At 44.5% G+C, this 15,567-nt stretch carries 15 protein-coding genes; 1 reads left to right on the forward strand and 14 read right to left on the reverse strand.

The features are described from left to right. Positions 1 to 64 precede the first annotated feature (64 nt). From pyrF to K08M4_RS09810, 11 genes are all read right to left on the reverse strand, one after another. The gene (pyrF, locus tag K08M4_RS09760; RefSeq protein ID WP_086049720.1) at positions 65 to 760 is read right to left on the reverse strand and encodes an orotidine-5'-phosphate decarboxylase; all 696 of its coding nucleotides are present in this window, start codon (positions 758 to 760) and stop codon (positions 65 to 67) included. A gap of 122 nt (positions 761 to 882) precedes the next feature. After that, on the reverse strand, positions 883 to 2,058 hold the full coding sequence (lapB, locus tag K08M4_RS09765; protein ID WP_086049721.1) for a lipopolysaccharide assembly protein LapB: 1,176 nt from the start codon (positions 2,056 to 2,058) through the stop codon (positions 883 to 885). Positions 2,059 to 2,070: 12 nt separating this feature from the next. Beyond that, positions 2,071 to 2,343, reverse strand: a complete 273-nt coding sequence (locus K08M4_RS09770) for a LapA family protein (RefSeq protein ID WP_012604397.1) — start codon at positions 2,341 to 2,343, stop codon at positions 2,071 to 2,073. Positions 2,344 to 2,472: 129 nt separating this feature from the next. Continuing rightward, on the reverse strand, positions 2,473 to 2,757 hold the full coding sequence (gene ihfB / locus K08M4_RS09775; protein WP_010439923.1) for an integration host factor subunit beta: 285 nt from the start codon (positions 2,755 to 2,757) through the stop codon (positions 2,473 to 2,475). Positions 2,758 to 2,878: 121 nt separating this feature from the next. Continuing rightward, entirely contained in the window at positions 2,879 to 4,549 is a 1,671-nt protein-coding gene (rpsA, locus tag K08M4_RS09780; RefSeq protein ID WP_012604398.1) for a 30S ribosomal protein S1, read from the reverse strand. A 106-nt stretch (positions 4,550 to 4,655) separates the two neighbouring features. Then, entirely contained in the window at positions 4,656 to 5,336 is a 681-nt protein-coding gene (gene cmk, locus K08M4_RS09785; protein WP_017104105.1) for a (d)CMP kinase, read from the reverse strand. A 278-nt stretch (positions 5,337 to 5,614) separates the two neighbouring features. Beyond that, on the reverse strand, positions 5,615 to 6,361 hold the full coding sequence (kdsB, locus tag K08M4_RS09790; RefSeq protein WP_086049722.1) for a 3-deoxy-manno-octulosonate cytidylyltransferase: 747 nt from the start codon (positions 6,359 to 6,361) through the stop codon (positions 5,615 to 5,617). Continuing rightward, positions 6,361 to 6,540, reverse strand: a complete 180-nt coding sequence (locus tag K08M4_RS09795) for a Trm112 family protein (RefSeq protein WP_004736429.1) — start codon at positions 6,538 to 6,540, stop codon at positions 6,361 to 6,363. The genes kdsB and K08M4_RS09795 overlap by 1 nt, the downstream gene beginning before the upstream one ends. Beyond that, the gene (lpxK, locus tag K08M4_RS09800) at positions 6,521 to 7,528 is read right to left on the reverse strand and encodes a tetraacyldisaccharide 4'-kinase (RefSeq protein WP_086049723.1); all 1,008 of its coding nucleotides are present in this window, start codon (positions 7,526 to 7,528) and stop codon (positions 6,521 to 6,523) included. The genes K08M4_RS09795 and lpxK overlap by 20 nt, the downstream gene beginning before the upstream one ends. 14 nt (positions 7,529 to 7,542) lie before the next feature. Next, positions 7,543 to 9,291, reverse strand: coding sequence for a lipid A ABC transporter ATP-binding protein/permease MsbA (gene msbA, locus K08M4_RS09805; protein ID WP_086049724.1), 1,749 nt, complete (start codon positions 9,289 to 9,291; stop codon positions 7,543 to 7,545). A gap of 31 nt (positions 9,292 to 9,322) precedes the next feature. Further along, positions 9,323 to 11,455, reverse strand: a complete 2,133-nt coding sequence (locus K08M4_RS09810; RefSeq protein WP_435532563.1) for a DNA internalization-related competence protein ComEC/Rec2 — start codon at positions 11,453 to 11,455, stop codon at positions 9,323 to 9,325. A 215-nt stretch (positions 11,456 to 11,670) separates the two neighbouring features. Between K08M4_RS09810 and K08M4_RS09815 the strand changes: the two genes are divergently transcribed. After that, complete coding sequence (locus K08M4_RS09815) at positions 11,671 to 12,183, forward strand: DUF2062 domain-containing protein (RefSeq protein WP_009847146.1); 513 nt, start codon at positions 11,671 to 11,673, stop codon at positions 12,181 to 12,183. 211 nt (positions 12,184 to 12,394) lie between these two features. Here K08M4_RS09815 and lolE read toward each other — a convergent pair whose 3' ends face one another. Genes lolE through lolC form a run of 3 tightly spaced genes read right to left on the reverse strand, consistent with a single transcriptional unit; the run spans position 12,395 to position 15,533 of the window. Next, on the reverse strand, positions 12,395 to 13,639 hold the full coding sequence (gene lolE / locus K08M4_RS09820) for a lipoprotein-releasing ABC transporter permease subunit LolE (RefSeq protein ID WP_086049726.1): 1,245 nt from the start codon (positions 13,637 to 13,639) through the stop codon (positions 12,395 to 12,397). Further along, on the reverse strand, positions 13,640 to 14,332 hold the full coding sequence (gene lolD, locus K08M4_RS09825; protein WP_086049727.1) for a lipoprotein-releasing ABC transporter ATP-binding protein LolD: 693 nt from the start codon (positions 14,330 to 14,332) through the stop codon (positions 13,640 to 13,642). It abuts the gene before it with no gap. Then, positions 14,325 to 15,533: a lipoprotein-releasing ABC transporter permease subunit LolC gene (gene lolC, locus K08M4_RS09830; protein WP_009847149.1), complete on the reverse strand. Its 1,209-nt coding sequence runs from the start codon at positions 15,531 to 15,533 to the stop codon at positions 14,325 to 14,327. The genes lolD and lolC overlap by 8 nt, the downstream gene beginning before the upstream one ends. Positions 15,534 to 15,567: the final 34 nt, after the last annotated feature.

Raw genomic sequence — 15,567 nt, forward strand, 5'->3', positions numbered from 1 at the left:
ACACCTATAAGAAGGCCAGCAAATTGCTGGCCTTCTTTATTGGAATTACGACTTAATGATAAGCTTAAGCTAGCGTGCCGTTGATTTCAGCAAGTACTGCTGCAGGGTCCGCTGCTTGAGTAATTGGACGACCGATAACTAAGTAGTCTGAGCCGGCTTGAATCGCCTTAGAAGGGGTCATGATACGCTTCTGGTCACCTACGTCAGCGCCTACAGGGCGAATACCAGGGGTAACAAGCTTGAACTCTCCACCCAACTCACCTTTTAACAATGAAGCCTCTTGTGCAGAACATACAACACCGTCTAGGCCTGAGTTTTTAGTCAAAGACGCTAAGCGCATCACTTGTTGCTGTGGCTCTAGATCCAGACCGATACCCGCTAAGTCAGATTGCTCCATACTGGTTAGTACCGTCACACCGATTAACAATGGACGATCTTTACCATATGGTTCCAAAATTTCACGAGAAGCCGTCATCATACGCTCGCCACCGCTCGCGTGTACGTTCACCATCCACACGCCCATCTCAGCGGCAGCACGTACCGCTTTTGAACATGTGTTCGGGATATCGTGGAACTTAAGGTCCAAAAACACAGAGAAACCACGTTTATGTAATTCACGAACAAATTCAGGGCCAAATAGAGTAAACATCTCTTTGCCAACTTTTAGGCGGCAAGATGCTGGGTCAATACGATCGACAAAGGCTAACGCATCCGCTTGGTTATCATAATCCAATGCTACAATGATTTTTTGGTCGTTCATTTCATCTCCTAACGCAGTTAACTTTCTACAAAATATTTATACCAATCAGGCCATAAATAACAGTCATAAAAATGCAGCCCGAAAGCTGCAATTAATAATTTGGTCTTAAAATGACCACAAATCTATTCACCATCAAGCCCACGAATAGGCTTGATCGTTCCCCACCCCTTACATGAAGGGCAGTGCCAATACATTGAGTGAGTTGAGAAACCACACTGACGGCATCGGTAATGAGGCTTAACCTTGAGTTGTTCACCAACCATAGATTGAAGCGTTGTTAAACTGTCTTTGGCTCTACCTTCTTCCGCTTCCTCTAGGTGATAATCAATTAATCGATAAAAACCTTTCATGGTTGGGTTTTTAACAAGCTGCTTTGTCAGTAGCTCTTGAGCAGAGCCAACATCTTCATGGTCGGCAACGAGTTGAGCCAGCATCAACTCAGCGGAAACACCGGCTTTCTTCTGAATACACGCTTTAAGGAACTCGACCAACTGCGCTTCTTGTCCAAGTTTGTGGTAACACTCAGCAAGCGTTGGCAGGACTTCGCTAATGAAGTCGATATCTTGATCGAGAACTGACTCTAAATAAGTAATTGTCTTGTGATAATCTTCATTGGCTAAATGGAATTTTCCTAAAGCAATACTGGCTCGAACACATTTAGGGTCTTCTGAAAGGGCCTTCTTGAAGTGCTGAAGCGCTTTAGGGCGGTTGCCGTCGGCTTGTTCTTGCATCGCAAGTTCACACCAGAAGTGTGCAACCATCGCACGCGTCTTCATTTTCTTCTTGCTCAGCTTAACTAAGATATTCCCGTAATGAATCGCTTTATTCCACTCACGCGTTTGCTGATAAATGGCAACCAACTGCTGTAAAGCGCCTTCTTTATGATCAGGCTCTTCTACAAGCTGTTCAAAAATTTTCTCTGCGCGGTCAAGAAAGCCTGAGACCGTATAGTCTTTAGCTAATTGTTGCAATGCGAGGTTTTTTTGATCGAGGGTAAGCCCAGACCGAGAGATAAGATTTTGGTGAATACGAATAGCGCGGTCGACTTCGCCTCTTGAGCGGAACAAGTTGCCCAAAGCCAAGTGAGTATCGATGGTTTCATTGTCTACTTGAAGTAACTCAATGAAGTGATCAACCGCTTTGTCAGATTGGTCTGACAGTAATAAGTTCAAACCCGTCACGTATTGGCGGGAGATCTGGTGTGATTGCTTTTGTTTTTCTTGCTGAGCATTACGATTACCCATATACCAACCATAAGCGGCTGCGATGGGCAAAAGTAAGAACAGTAACTCTAACATCAAATATGGCCTTTAAGCTTTAGTTTCAGCAGCGACCTGCTTTGATTGCTTATTGAGTTGCTTCTTCAAGCGATGAATTTTTAGTTGAGATCGCATGTGCATATTTCCAAAGACTAACCAAGCAAGAGCAAAACCTGAAACGAATACAACACCTAGCAAGCTTGAGAGGTGGAAGTCACCTTGCGCTAGCAAATAATTGAAATTCACAATTGTTTGGTTTTGAGAGCCTAAAGCCAGTGCCATTAGGAAAAGTGCGATAACAGCGACTATTTTTATAATTTTCATAGTTCATCACTCATTGATTAGTTAGCTGTACGATTATGCAGGAAAATTACTAATCAGACCACCATATTATGGTCATAAAAAAGCGGCATACATTATAGTATGCCGCTTTTCTTAATTCCGATAAGTAGTCTACAACCCTGAGTTTACTCGCTCGCGTAGCTCTTTACCTGGTTTGAAGTGAGGAACGTATTTACCTTCCAACTCAACCTTGTCACCAGTTTTAGGATTACGTCCAACACGAGGTTCACGGTAATGCAGAGAAAAGCTGCCAAAGCCGCGAATTTCGATTCGATCACCACTTTCTAGTGTTGAAGCCATGTGCTCTAAAATGTCTTTTACAGCGTCTTCAATTTCTTTTGCAGAAAGATGCGTTTGCTCAGCGCACAGTCTTTCAATCAATTCAGACTTAGTCATAGTTACCCTCGTTGGTTTTCTTTTTAGAAATTATAGACCTATCGGAAAAATAAGCAAAAAAAAAGGAGCCTTACGGCTCCTTTCTTGGCTAGATAGCTATAATTCTCTTAATGAGAAGCTATTATTCGCCTTTAGCAGCTTTGAATGCGTCTGCCATTGCGTTACCGAACGCGCCTTCATCAGACTTGTTCAGTGAAGCCATTGCTTCTTGCTCATCAGCTTCATCTTTAGCTTTGATAGATAGGTTGATTACGCGGTTCTTACGGTCTACACCAGTGAACTTCGCTTCAACGCTGTCGCCAACGCTTAGGATTAGAGATGCATCTTCGATACGGTCACGAGAAACTTCAGAAGCACGTAGGTAGCCTTCAACGCCTTCGATTAGCTCGATAGTAGCGCCTTTAGCGTCAACTGCAGTTACAGTACCGTTTACAAGAACACCTTTCTTGTTGTCAGCAACGTATGCGTTGAACGGGTCGTTTTCCATTTGCTTAACGCCAAGAGAAATACGCTCACGCTCTGCATCTACTGCTAGAACAACAGCAGAGATTTCGTCGCCTTTCTTGTATTCACGTACAGCTTCTTCGCCGGCAGCGTTCCAAGAAATGTCAGATAGGTGTACAAGACCGTCGATACCGCCTTCTAGACCGATGAAGATACCAAAGTCAGTGATAGACTTGATCTTACCAGTAACTTTGTCGCCCTTAGCTTGCATTTCTGCAAATGACTGCCATGGGTTAGCTTTACACTGTTTCAGACCTAGAGAGATACGACGACGTTCTTCGTCGATATCAAGAACCATAACCTCAACTTCGTCGCCAACATTAACAACTTTAGAAGGGTGGATGTTCTTGTTAGTCCAATCCATTTCAGAAACGTGTACTAGACCTTCAACGCCTTCTTCGATTTCAACGAAGCAGCCGTAGTCAGTTAGGTTTGTAACACGACCAGAAAGCTTGTGACCTTCTGGGTAACGCTTAGCGATTGCTACCCATGGATCTTCGCCTAATTGCTTAAGACCTAGTGAAACACGAGTGCGCTCACGATCGAACTTAAGAACTTTAACTAGGATTTCGTCACCAACGTTAACGATCTCTGATGGGTGCTTAACACGCTTCCAAGCCATATCTGTGATATGTAGAAGACCGTCAACACCGCCAAGATCAACGAATGCACCGTAGTCAGTAAGGTTCTTAACGATACCTTTAACTTCAGTACCTTCTTGTAGAGTTTCAAGAAGTTCGTCACGCTCAACACTGTTTTCAGATTCGATAACAGCACGACGAGAAACAACAACGTTGTTACGCTTCTGGTCTAGCTTGATTACTTTGAACTCTAGCTCTTTGTTTTCTAGGTGAGCAGTGTCACGGATAGGACGTACGTCTACTAGAGAACCTGGAAGGAAAGCACGGATACCGTTAAGTTCAACAGTGAAACCGCCTTTAACTTTACCGTTGATGATACCAACAACAGTTTCAGCTTCTTCACAAGCTTTCTCAAGTACGATCCAAGCTTCGTGACGCTTAGCTTTCTCACGAGAAAGTTGAGTTTCACCGAAACCATCTTCAACAGCGTCTAGAGCTACGTCTACTTCAGCACCAACTTCAACTTCAAGTTCGCCAGCAGCGTTCTTGAATTGTTCAGCAGGGATAGCAGATTCAGACTTAAGACCAGCGTCTACAAGAACGTAACCGTTCTCGATAGCTACTACAGTACCTTTAACGATGCTGCCTTGTTGGAATTCAGTTTCAGATAGAAACTCTTCAAAGAGTTGAGCAAAAGATTCAGTCATTATTTAATCTTCAATAATTAAACGTCCATGGGTATCCTACCGCATGGGGTTGATAAATTCGCCGGTCATCATCCTTGCGACCAACGTTCGTACTAGCTCGGCGAAATTACCCAGCCAGTTTCGATTCAATATAGTGTAGTGCTTTTTCGACTACCTGCTCAATATTCATTGAGGTGGAATCAAGCACTAGAGCATCCTCTGCAGGGCGAAGTGGCGCCACTGGGCGATTACGATCTCGATCGTCTCGCTCTTGGATCTCGCTCAAAAGGTCGTCAAATTTAACATCTAACCCCTTCTGTTGCAACTGTTTAAGGCGGCGACTCGCGCGCTCTTCGGCACTTGCATCTAAAAATATTTTCGCTTCCGCTTCAGGAAACACAACCGTTCCCATGTCACGACCGTCTGCAACTAAACCAGGAGCTGCGCTAAAAGCACGTTGACGACGTAACAGTGCTTCACGAACGCGAGGTAAAGCAGCGACTTTTGAAGCCGCCATGCCCGTCTCTTCTTTACGAAGTTCACCAGACACATCTTCGCCTTCTAAGATAACCTTCACTAGCTCACCCTCAGCGATAAACTGAACATCTAAGTGAGTTGCAAGCGGTACTAAAGCATCTTCTGATTCAGTATCCACGCCATGGTGAATTGCCGCTAAAGCCAATACGCGATAGATCGCGCCTGAGTCTAGAAGATGAAAGCCTAGCTTATCTGCTAGTAACATACACAGGGTACCTTTACCTGCACCACTTGGTCCATCAACCGTAATCACTGGGCTTTGAGAAGGCATCTTTTACTCCACGTTTTGTCGTAAGTTTTATTCTGTACTAGCGATTCGCCACTACTTTATAGGCGGCATATTATAGAGAAAATTTGCAAGTCGAGCGAGGTAAATCTCAGATAATTCCGGGGGGATGCTACAGAAACCCATGCAACCAACTCAATATCCGTTAACTTAGATAAATAAGGCTGTCACTCGCTTCTCTTTAGGCATAAAAAAGCCTCGCGATAAGCAAGGCTCATGATTTTTCATTTTTATAGAGCAAAGAAGTAGTCGCTAAAAGAAGCTTAGCCAATAATAGCTCGAACCGCTTCTAGATCTTCAGGCGTATCAACACCAGCAGCAGGCGCCTCTTCTGCAACTGCCACATGAATCTTTTCACCATACCAAAGTACACGTAACTGCTCTAGGCACTCAATACGCTCAAGGGTACTTGGTTCCCAATTGATGTAAGTATTGATAAAACCCGCACGGTAAGCATAGATGCCAATATGACGAAGCAGTGGAGATTCAGCAGCTGTACCATTGTTCGCGTAAGCATCACGATCCCAAGGAATAGTAGCTCGGCTAAAGTACAGGGCATACCCATCTTTGTCGGTCACAACTTTTACGGCGTTAGGATTAAACACTTCGTCAGCATGAGTAATTTCCACACCGAGTGTTGCCATCGGCGCTGTACTGTTCGCAAGGTTATTCGCAACCTGATTAATGATCGCAGGTGGAATCAGTGGCTCATCACCTTGAACATTCACGATAATATGATCATCTGGAATCTTCATAACTTCAATCACTTCAGCGAGGCGCTCAGTGCCTGATTCATGATTAGGTGATGTCATACAAACGGTCGCGCCAAATTCTTTGGCCGCTTTTTCAACTCGAGCGTCGTCGGTAGCGATAATAACGTTATCGGCACCCGCCTTCATTGACTGTTCGTATACCCATTGAATCATCGGCTTTCCACCAATGTCAGCCAGTGGCTTCCCTGGTAAACGGCTCGATTGGTATCTTGCAGGTATAACAACCGTATAAGACATTACTTACCCTCATCCATTGAAACGGTACGAGCTTCAGGTTCCAAAAGAACAGGAATACCCTCTTTGATTGGGTAAGCAAGGCGATCAATTTTACAAACAAGCTCTTGCTTATCTTTGTCAAAAGTTAGTTTACCTTTACATACAGGGCAAGCAACGATCTCAAGCAGACGGTGATCCATAGTATTCCATAACCTCTTTTATTCTTTTTAAAATTTGCTGTTGCGAATCTTCATTGAACTGCGCAGAAACTGGAAGATACCACCAGTTGTCTTGAGCATACTCTTCGCATTTTACAGCGTCTTTTTCTGTCATAATCATATTCATACCTTTTTTTGCTAAGGCATGAAGTTCATCTTTATCAAAATCTTGATGGTCGGCGAAGCCTTGCGTGTAGACCACATCACCATCAAGATCTTCCAATGTTTTAAAAAAGCGTGGCGGGTGGCCGATACCAGCAAAAGCCACCAGCTTCTGTAATTCTGCTACCGATGTTTTCTGACCCGTCTTCAGGTTAACCGCTTGGCTTGGAAGCAAAGACATCGAGAACTCTCGCCCGTGCGCTTTACCGCCATTATTAACCAAAAAGTCTACGTCATCTAAACGAGATATAGGCTCTCTTAATGGGCCCAAAGGAATTAGGCACTCACTACCAAAGCGTCTCGCACCGTCGATAACAGCAAATTCAATATCGCGTTCAAGTGCATAATGCTGAAGGCCGTCGTCAGTGATGATGACATTAACCCCTTCGCTCAGCAAAGCCTTTACTGCATTTGCGCGCACAGGGTCAACCGCTACAGGCGCACCAGTTCGCTTACGAATCAAACGAGGCTCATCACCAGAGTGCTCTGCTGGCGTGTTTTCATCCAACACTAACGGATAGTTTGGTGCTTTCGCCCCATAACCTCGAGAAACAACACCTGGCTTAAAACCGTGAGCCTGAAGCATCTCTACCAACCAAATCACAACCGGTGTTTTGCCATTGCCGCCAGCGGTGATATTACCCACAACAATCACGGGTAAAGGCGGGCGATAGGTCTCTTTTTTCCCCGATAGATAAGCGTCACGACGTTGACCGCTGATCATTTTGAACAACAGACTCAATGGCCACAATAGCGGCCAGAGAAAGTATTTTAATGGGTGATTGTTAAACCAAATTTTTTCGATCACAACAAGACCTAATCTTATCCGCTGAACTGAATTCGGTGTAGTTGTGCATAAGCGCCATCAAGGGCGATAAGCTCGGCGTGTGCACCTCTTTCAATAATATGGCCATCGTCGACCACAAGAATCTCATCAGCTTGTTCGATAGTAGAAAGTCGGTGTGCAATAACCAATACCGTTTTGTCTTTCTGCAGCTCCTCTAACGCAGATTGAATCGCTCTTTCTGACTCGGTATCCAGTGCAGATGTCGCCTCATCAAGGATCAGAACAGGTGCATCTCTCAATAGAGCACGTGCAATCGCGATACGCTGTCTTTGACCGCCAGAAAGACTCGCGCCATTTTCGCCAACAACCGTATCGATGCCATTTTCCATGCCTTCGATAAACTCGCTTGCATGCGCAAGTTTAGCCGCGTGTTCGATCTGTTCACGTGAATACTGTTCTTCAGCTGCGTAAGCGATATTGTTCGCAACCGTATCGTTAAATAGGTGCACATTCTGGGAAACAAGAGCGAAGTGCTCACGTAGATTTCTTAATTCATAATCACGAATGTCGTGACCATCAAGTTCGATAGAGCCAGAGTCTACGTCATAAAAACGAGTAAACAGGTTTGCAATGGTACTCTTACCCGAACCTGAACGGCCGACAAGTGCGACTGTCTTGCCTTTCGGTATATTAAAACTGACCTTATCAAGCGCTGCTTTCTCTGCACCTTGGTAAGTAAATGTCACATCTTTTACGGCAACTTCACCCGTTACGGTTTCAGGCTTCAAGGTACCCTTGTTTTGCTCAGTATCTAAATCCATCAGACCAAATAGGGTCGTACTCGCTGCCATACCACGTTGGAATTCAGACGTTACGTTAGTCAGTGCTTTTAGTGGGCGTAGTAAACCAAACATCGCCGAGAACACAACAGTGAACGTACCAGGAGTAAGCTCTGCTTTAATTGAATCAACACTAGCAAGGAATAGAACAACTACGATTGCAAGTGATGCAATCATCTGAATAATTGGGTTAGCGGCCGCTTGAGCAGTGATTAGCTTCATGCTTTGTTGGCGCATTTGGTTACTAACTTGGTCAAAGCGGTGTTTTTCTAGATCTTGTCCGCCATACGTTAGAACGACTTTATGTCCTTTCAGCATTTGTTCTGCAGAAGAAGCGACGTGACCCATACTGGTTTGCATGTTCTTAGAGATCTTTCTGAATCGCTTCGATACGATACTGATTGCCCACGCGACAAGAGGGGCGACAGCGAACAACACCAAAGACAACTGCCAGCTATTCCAGAACATCAGCGTCAACAGGCCAATAATACTTGCGCCTTCACGGACAATACTGACTAGTGCTTTACTGGTTGCCGCAGAGACTTGCTCTGAATCGTAAGTAATTCGAGATAGCAGCGCACCAGTCTGTTCTTTATCAAAAAAAGAAACTGGCATATGCATAAAATGGCTGAATATTTTACGTCGAATTTCCATGACCACATTGCCTGAAACCCAGCTCAAACAATAAGTTGAAACAAAGCCACTGATGCCACGAACGAACATCATGACAAAGATAATGAGAGGGAGCGTACGTAAAAAGTCAGATTCTGCATTACCAAAGCCTTCATCGAGTAACGGCTTTAGTAAGGAAATCATATAGGTATCAGTGACAGCATTTATAATAAGCGCAATAACCGCAACACCAAGGCCGGCCTTATATAGTCGAATATAAGTCCAAAGTCTTTTAAATGTGACCCAGGTAGTTTCATCTGTTTGTGTTGACATAGAATCGCTTAATTTTCTCACAATAATCTTCCTATTCTACTCCCTTACGAAGCATCTGCCTATACCACTGTCTGCCTTGTTGTTCTCTAATCTCATGATATTGCCAACCTTCTTGACCAATACTGATGGTTATTTGGCCGCTTTCTCCAGTATCAAGCCAAGCACTCCCTGCGTCGTGATAACGCTCAATAACGGATTCACTCGGCATCCCCCATTGATTGCCTTTGGCCAAAGAAGCGATCGCTAACTGAGGTGAAACGGTTTCAATAAAACGCGCGATCGAAGACGTATTACTGCCATGATGCGGAACAAGCATAACGTCACTCCGAAGCCGTTCGCCTTCGCGTGCAAGTAACCACTCACTGACCAATTCAATATCACCAGTAAGTAACATCGAGAAATCTAAATCGGGGTCAAAAAGCCTGACCACGCACGAATGTGGATTATACGCCCTCTTAACTTGTTTGGGAGGCCACAAGACCTCAAAAGCAACCCCTTGCCAGGTCCATACTTCTCCTAAAATACATGCTTGAATATTAGACGACTCTTGAATCGTAGATTGTCCTTGTTGACTGATATTCTGACTAGCTCTTACCCACTTAGGGTTGTAATTTTCAAGTAACGCCGGATAGCCACCAGCGTGGTCAGAATCGAAATGACTCACAATCACACCCTCCAACTCATGAATTCCCCTCTGATTCAAAGTAGGAATAAGTAAGGATTCGACAATGGAACCTCCCGGCCATGCGTTACCAAGATCGTAAACAACAATCTGATTGTTCTTTTCTAAGAGCAAAGACAACCCGTGACCAACATCCAAGATATCGATAGTTAGTTTGTCTTGTTGAGGCTTGCCGAACTCCCACCACAGTACAAACACGGTAATAATCAATATAGATAGCGCTCGCTTGAAGTATCGACTGACGAAACCGAAAAACAAGATGAGGAATACAGACAACTCAATCGTGTGATTATCCACTTGAAACCAAAATCGTTCAGAGAAAGGAAGACTAAATACGAGAGGCTCAAGCGATAAGTCGACCAACATCCATAATTGTTCAGACAAACCATCGTTGAATGTAGTTAAGCCAACGACACCTGATACTGGCGCCAATATTAAGCTAAAGAACATTGCCAGGAACAATAGTGGGATAACCACCATCGACACCCAAGGTAAAAGGAGCAAGTTGTAGAAAACAGAGACTAAGCTGACCCCATTAAAGAACAGCATCGAAAAGGGAGCAATCAGGAATGTCAGCATTAACTGAATCTTGAAGAGCTGCAGTGCTCGGTCGATAAATGTTGAGTTTGAATCGGATGACTGACTATTTAACGCAATGTAAAGAACGGCACCTAACGCACCAAAAGACAACCAGAAGCTACTCGACAATGCTGAAAATGGCCAAATTAGCAGAACCAAGCACAGACTTAAGGCGACATACCGAAACAAACTGATATTTTGCCCACGCCACAAAAAATAGCTGGCGATAATACACATCACCAAGGCTCTCAAGGTGGGCAGCGTGAACCCAGCAAACCAACTGTAGAAATAGGCTAAGCCGACTCCGAATATTGTGGGCAACCAAAGAAGTGAAGATGATAGTAACCTGAATACCTTTCCTACTTGATAGCCGATACCAAAGGCAATCCCAATATGTAGCCCCGAGATAGCCATCAAGTGAATCAAACCACTGCTTTTAAGCAAATCCCAACGCTGAGGATGAATAAGGTCTCGATAACCAAAACTCAAAGCCATAATGAGGTCTTGATTTGCCAGTTGACTTAACCTTTCAAGACTGTTTTCAAACCAATAGGACCGTAAGTTGCTATTGGTATGAATGCGATACTTGGTATCAGATTTGTAAATTGCATTGGCAACCACACCTGCACTAAACAGATACTTTTCTAAATCAAAGCCAGCTTCATTGAGCTTGCCCCATACAGGCTTTATATACACAGATAAATTGACATCATCTCCGAGTGTTAACTTAAAAGGAGTAAACAAACGTAATTCTATCAATTGAGGAAAGATTAATTTTTCGCCGCCAATTGATCTAGCTACTATTACGCTTTCAAAACCGTGGCTATTTTCACTAAAAAGGCTAACAACCGAAGCATTTATGGTAGTATTCTGCCCTGATTGAAATAAGCGACTCGTTTGTATTTCAATTACATTCCCTAGGCAGATAACTAGTATCAAGGCTGTTGCTAGACCTCTTGCACTCCGGAAAACGCTATACTTTGTTGATGCTAGTAGTAACAACAGCATCAATGGTGCCCAAACCCAATGAGGCATCACAGGCCAGAAGCTGGCAGACACAACTGTCGCAGCAAATGAAATCAAGAACCAAGTGTTAAACAAGAGAGTAGCTTCCTCCTATGCCAAGAAAGTTTATCAAACGATTTATGCCTGACCATGAGCTAATCAAGCGTCAGAAAGCATTGAAAGTTTTTGGCAATGTTTTGTACAACCCCAACTTATGGTGCCTTAATCGTCGCTCTGCGGCTGGCGCATTCGCTGTTGGGTTATTCATGGCGTTTGTCCCTCTACCAAGCCAAATGATTATGTCTGCAGGCCTTGCTGTCGCATGTGGCGTTAACCTACCTTTGGCTGTCGCACTTGTTTGGATCAGTAACCCGGTCACTATGCCCGTTCTCTTCTACTTTGCTTATAAAGTTGGGGCGTTTGTTATGCATGTACCACCTCAAGCCTTCCATTTCGAATTGTCTTGGGACTTCATCTTGGCGCAAATGAATACGATCGGACCTCCTTTCTTACTGGGTTGCCTGATTTGTGGCGTGGTTTCAGCAATGATTGGCTACTTTGGTATTCGCGGGTTATGGCGTTACTCAGTAGTAAGAAGTTGGAAGAAGCGTCAAGCAAGGTACTGACAACTTTTCCTTGTCGTTCAATCTATCCTTGTATGCGCTTCACTTAAACGGCACACAAGTTAAAGTCAGATGAACCACAGAACTCTGCAATATTGGTATGTAGCCAAAGTCGTAAAGAATGCAGATTGAATTCAAAAAAAGGATCCCATCAGGGATCCTTTTTTGTGTATGCCATTTATCTATCACGCTACATGACGTATTACTCAGCGCATTACTTCGAACTAAGCACCGAGGCTGGATTTAACTTGGCCGCTCGTGAAGCCGGATACCATGTAGCCAGTAAGCTCAGCACAATCGCTGTACCTGAAACCACAACAACATCCGTCATATCGAGTTGTGATGGCAAGAAGTCGACAAAATAGATGTCACCGGACAAGAACTGGTGATCAACTAGCCTTTCAAGCCCTTTGATAAGTGTCGTGAGATTAAGCGCCACTAACACGCCTATTACACTGCCCACCAAACTACCTAACACACCGGAGAATACGCCCTGCCAAACGAAAATGCGTTTCACAAGGCCGTCCGATGCACCCATGGTTCTTAAGATTGCGATCTCCGATGCTCTATCTTTTACTGCCATCATTAGCGTCGAGACAATATTGAAACAAGCCACACCAATAACCAGTACCATCACCAGATACATAATGGTGCGAACCAACTGAATATCTCGATACAAGAAGCCAAACTTCTGTTGCCAGCTTCGTAGATACACATACACATCAAGCTGGTTACCCACCTCACGCACAATAGAGTTCGCGTTCAGAACATCGGTCACTTTTAAAGAAACCCCTGTCACTGCCTCGTCTAGGTTTGCGTAAATTTGCGCATCGCCGATCGGGATCAAAGCTAAGCTGTGGTCAATTTGGCCATTAAGCGTCAGCAAGCCAACCACTTTGACTCGAACACGTTTAGGTGCTTGAACCTTAACCGACCCATTCACCGTCGGGATCATCAGAGTCAGGTAATCACCGACTTTCGCGCCAAGTACATTGGCCACGCCAGAGCCCAAAATGATTTGTTGTTGCCCTGCCTTAAAATCGCTCCAAGCTTGCTTATCGATAAAACTCGATAGGCTCGATACTTGTTGCTCAAGTTGTGGGTCAACGCCGCGAACTTCAATTGCTTTCAACTCTTTGCCTTTTTCGGCAAGCGCGGTAATTTTCACATAAGGCGCAGCAGCAACGACTTTATCGTGCTTTACCGACTCCTCAATCACATGCTCCCAGCGAGTTACTGGTTTATTCACGCCCTCAAACTCACCGTGAGGAATGACAGAAAGTACTCGTGATTGAAGCTCTCGCTCAAAACCATTCATTGCAGATAAGCCGATAATGATCACCGCCACACCAACAGCGATACCAATCGTCGAAGACAAGGAGATGAACGACACCATTTTGTCTCGTTGTTTCGCCCGGCTAAATCGGCCGCCTATCAATAGAGATAAAGAAGAAAACACTTAGCTCTCCTCTTTTTCTACGTTGACCAGTAAACCATCTTGCATGTGAAGTTGGCGATCCATCTTACCGGCAAGTTCACCATCGTGAGTCACAACCAAAAAGGCAGTATCGTACTCACGGTTCAGTTCGCGCATTAAGTCGTAAATAGAAAGTGCTGTGTTGTGGTCTAGGTTACCAGTCGGCTCATCCGCCAACACTAGCGCTGGCTTGTTCACCAATGCACGAGCAATTGCCACTCGTTGCCTCTCACCGCCAGAAAGCTCTGAAGGTCGGTGATCAACACGATGACTCAATCCGACTTTATCTAACAAACGTTGTGCTTCTTCTTTCGCTTTCGCTGGTTTTTCACCACCAATAAGTAATGGCATCGCTACGTTTTCTAACGCTGAGAAATCAGAAAGAAGATGATGGAATTGATACACAAAGCCAAGATGCTGGTTGCGAAGCTTGGCCTGCTTATTCGAACTCAAAGACGCTAAGTCTTGTCCGAGAAAGCTTACGCTGCCATCAGAAGCATCATCCAACGCCCCTAAAATATGCAATAGCGTACTTTTACCTGAACCGGATGTACCAATGATTGCTACTAGCTCACCCTTTTCTATTTTGAAGCTGACACCTTTTAGGACCTCAGTATCTAACGAGCCTTCACGGTACGTTTTACGGATATCATTACATTGAAGAAAATTACTCATAACGAAGGGCCTCAGCAGGTTTCACAGACGATGCACGATAAGAAGGGAAGACAGTGGCAATCAAGCTAAGTGCAATAGCCAGAACCACAACAACGGCGATTTGGATTGGGTTAATCAATATTGGCAGTTGTCCACCAAACGAGAACAGAGCAACACCCATCGCCTCTAAAATAGTATTGAGATTCGATGCTAGAATCACACCAAGAATGCCACCAGATAATGCACCGATCACACCGCTACTTGCACCTTGAACCATGAAGATTCCCATGACTTGTCCATCACGCATGCCTTGAGTTTTTAAGATGGCGACTTCGGACTGTTTCTCCATCACCACCATAATAAGCGCAGAAATAATGTTAAACGCAGCAACACCAATGATCAGCCCAAGCATCAAACCCATCATGTTTTTTTCCATTCGAACGGCTTGGAATAGCTCGCCACGTTGGTCTCGCCAATCGCTCCACACCCAACCTTCCGGTAGCGGTTGGTTTGATAGTTCTGCCACTTCAAATGGGTCATCAAAAAACAGTCGCCAGCCTGAAATGGTGTCTGATTTATAGCGCATCAAACGCCCAGCATCGTTGATATCTGTCACCATCAATTGAGCATCGATATCCGAACCCGTGTTAAAAATGCCAGCTACGGTAAAATTTCGTTGGCTAGGTATGCGCCCTAACGGTGTGTATTGGCTGGCACTGGTGACCATTAAGCGAACTTTGTCGCCCATAGACACTTTCAAGTTTCTTGCCAAGGTATGACCAAGGAAAAGCTGATACTGACCAGCTTTGAGTGAAGACAGTCTGCCAGCAATTAAATGATTCTGAAGAGGGTCATCTGAATTAGGTTCAATGCCGATCAACAGACCTGCAGATAACTGAGCAGGACTTTGGATCACCGCTTCACTGCGAACAATAGGTTCTACGTGGCCATTGAGCGACATTTGCTCCGCAAAGCTAGGTGCTTGAGCAGAAAGTGACGTTGTGCCTCCTTGCTCGTAAACGACGGCTTGAGGAAGGACACCAAGAATTCGGTCTTTTAACTGCGCTTCGAATCCATTCATTACCGACAAAACAGTAACCAGAGACAGCACACCAATGGTAATTCCGGCTGTCGACATATAAGAAACAAAACGGCTAAAGCGATCACCTGAACGGCCTTTCAAATAACGCAGGCCAACAAACAATGAAATAGGATGAAACATACTTTGAACCATCTAAAGGAGATGCGGGTTAATG

Source organism: Vibrio syngnathi, assembly GCF_002119525.1.
Classification (GTDB): domain Bacteria; phylum Pseudomonadota; class Gammaproteobacteria; order Enterobacterales; family Vibrionaceae; genus Vibrio; species Vibrio syngnathi.

Coding starts and splice junctions, on each gene's coding strand:
- K08M4_RS09795 (WP_004736429.1), bottom strand. CDS start 6,540: ATGGATCACCGTCTGCTTGAGATCGTTGCTTGCCCTGTATGTAAAGGT.
- lapB (WP_086049721.1), bottom strand. CDS start 2,058: ATGTTAGAGTTACTGTTCTTACTTTTGCCCATCGCAGCCGCTTATGGT.
- K08M4_RS09770 (WP_012604397.1), bottom strand. CDS start 2,343: ATGAAAATTATAAAAATAGTCGCTGTTATCGCACTTTTCCTAATGGCA.
- kdsB (WP_086049722.1), bottom strand. CDS start 6,361: ATGTCTTATACGGTTGTTATACCTGCAAGATACCAATCGAGCCGTTTA.
- lolD (WP_086049727.1), bottom strand. CDS start 14,332: ATGAGTAATTTTCTTCAATGTAATGATATCCGTAAAACGTACCGTGAA.
- cmk (WP_017104105.1), bottom strand. CDS start 5,336: ATGCCTTCTCAAAGCCCAGTGATTACGGTTGATGGACCAAGTGGTGCA.
- lolC (WP_009847149.1), bottom strand. CDS start 15,533: ATGTTTCATCCTATTTCATTGTTTGTTGGCCTGCGTTATTTGAAAGGC.
- K08M4_RS09815 (WP_009847146.1), top strand. CDS start 11,671: ATGCCAAGAAAGTTTATCAAACGATTTATGCCTGACCATGAGCTAATC.
- msbA (WP_086049724.1), bottom strand. CDS start 9,291: ATGTCAACACAAACAGATGAAACTACCTGGGTCACATTTAAAAGACTT.
- pyrF (WP_086049720.1), bottom strand. CDS start 760: ATGAACGACCAAAAAATCATTGTAGCATTGGATTATGATAACCAAGCG.
- rpsA (WP_012604398.1), bottom strand. CDS start 4,549: ATGACTGAATCTTTTGCTCAACTCTTTGAAGAGTTTCTATCTGAAACT.
- ihfB (WP_010439923.1), bottom strand. CDS start 2,757: ATGACTAAGTCTGAATTGATTGAAAGACTGTGCGCTGAGCAAACGCAT.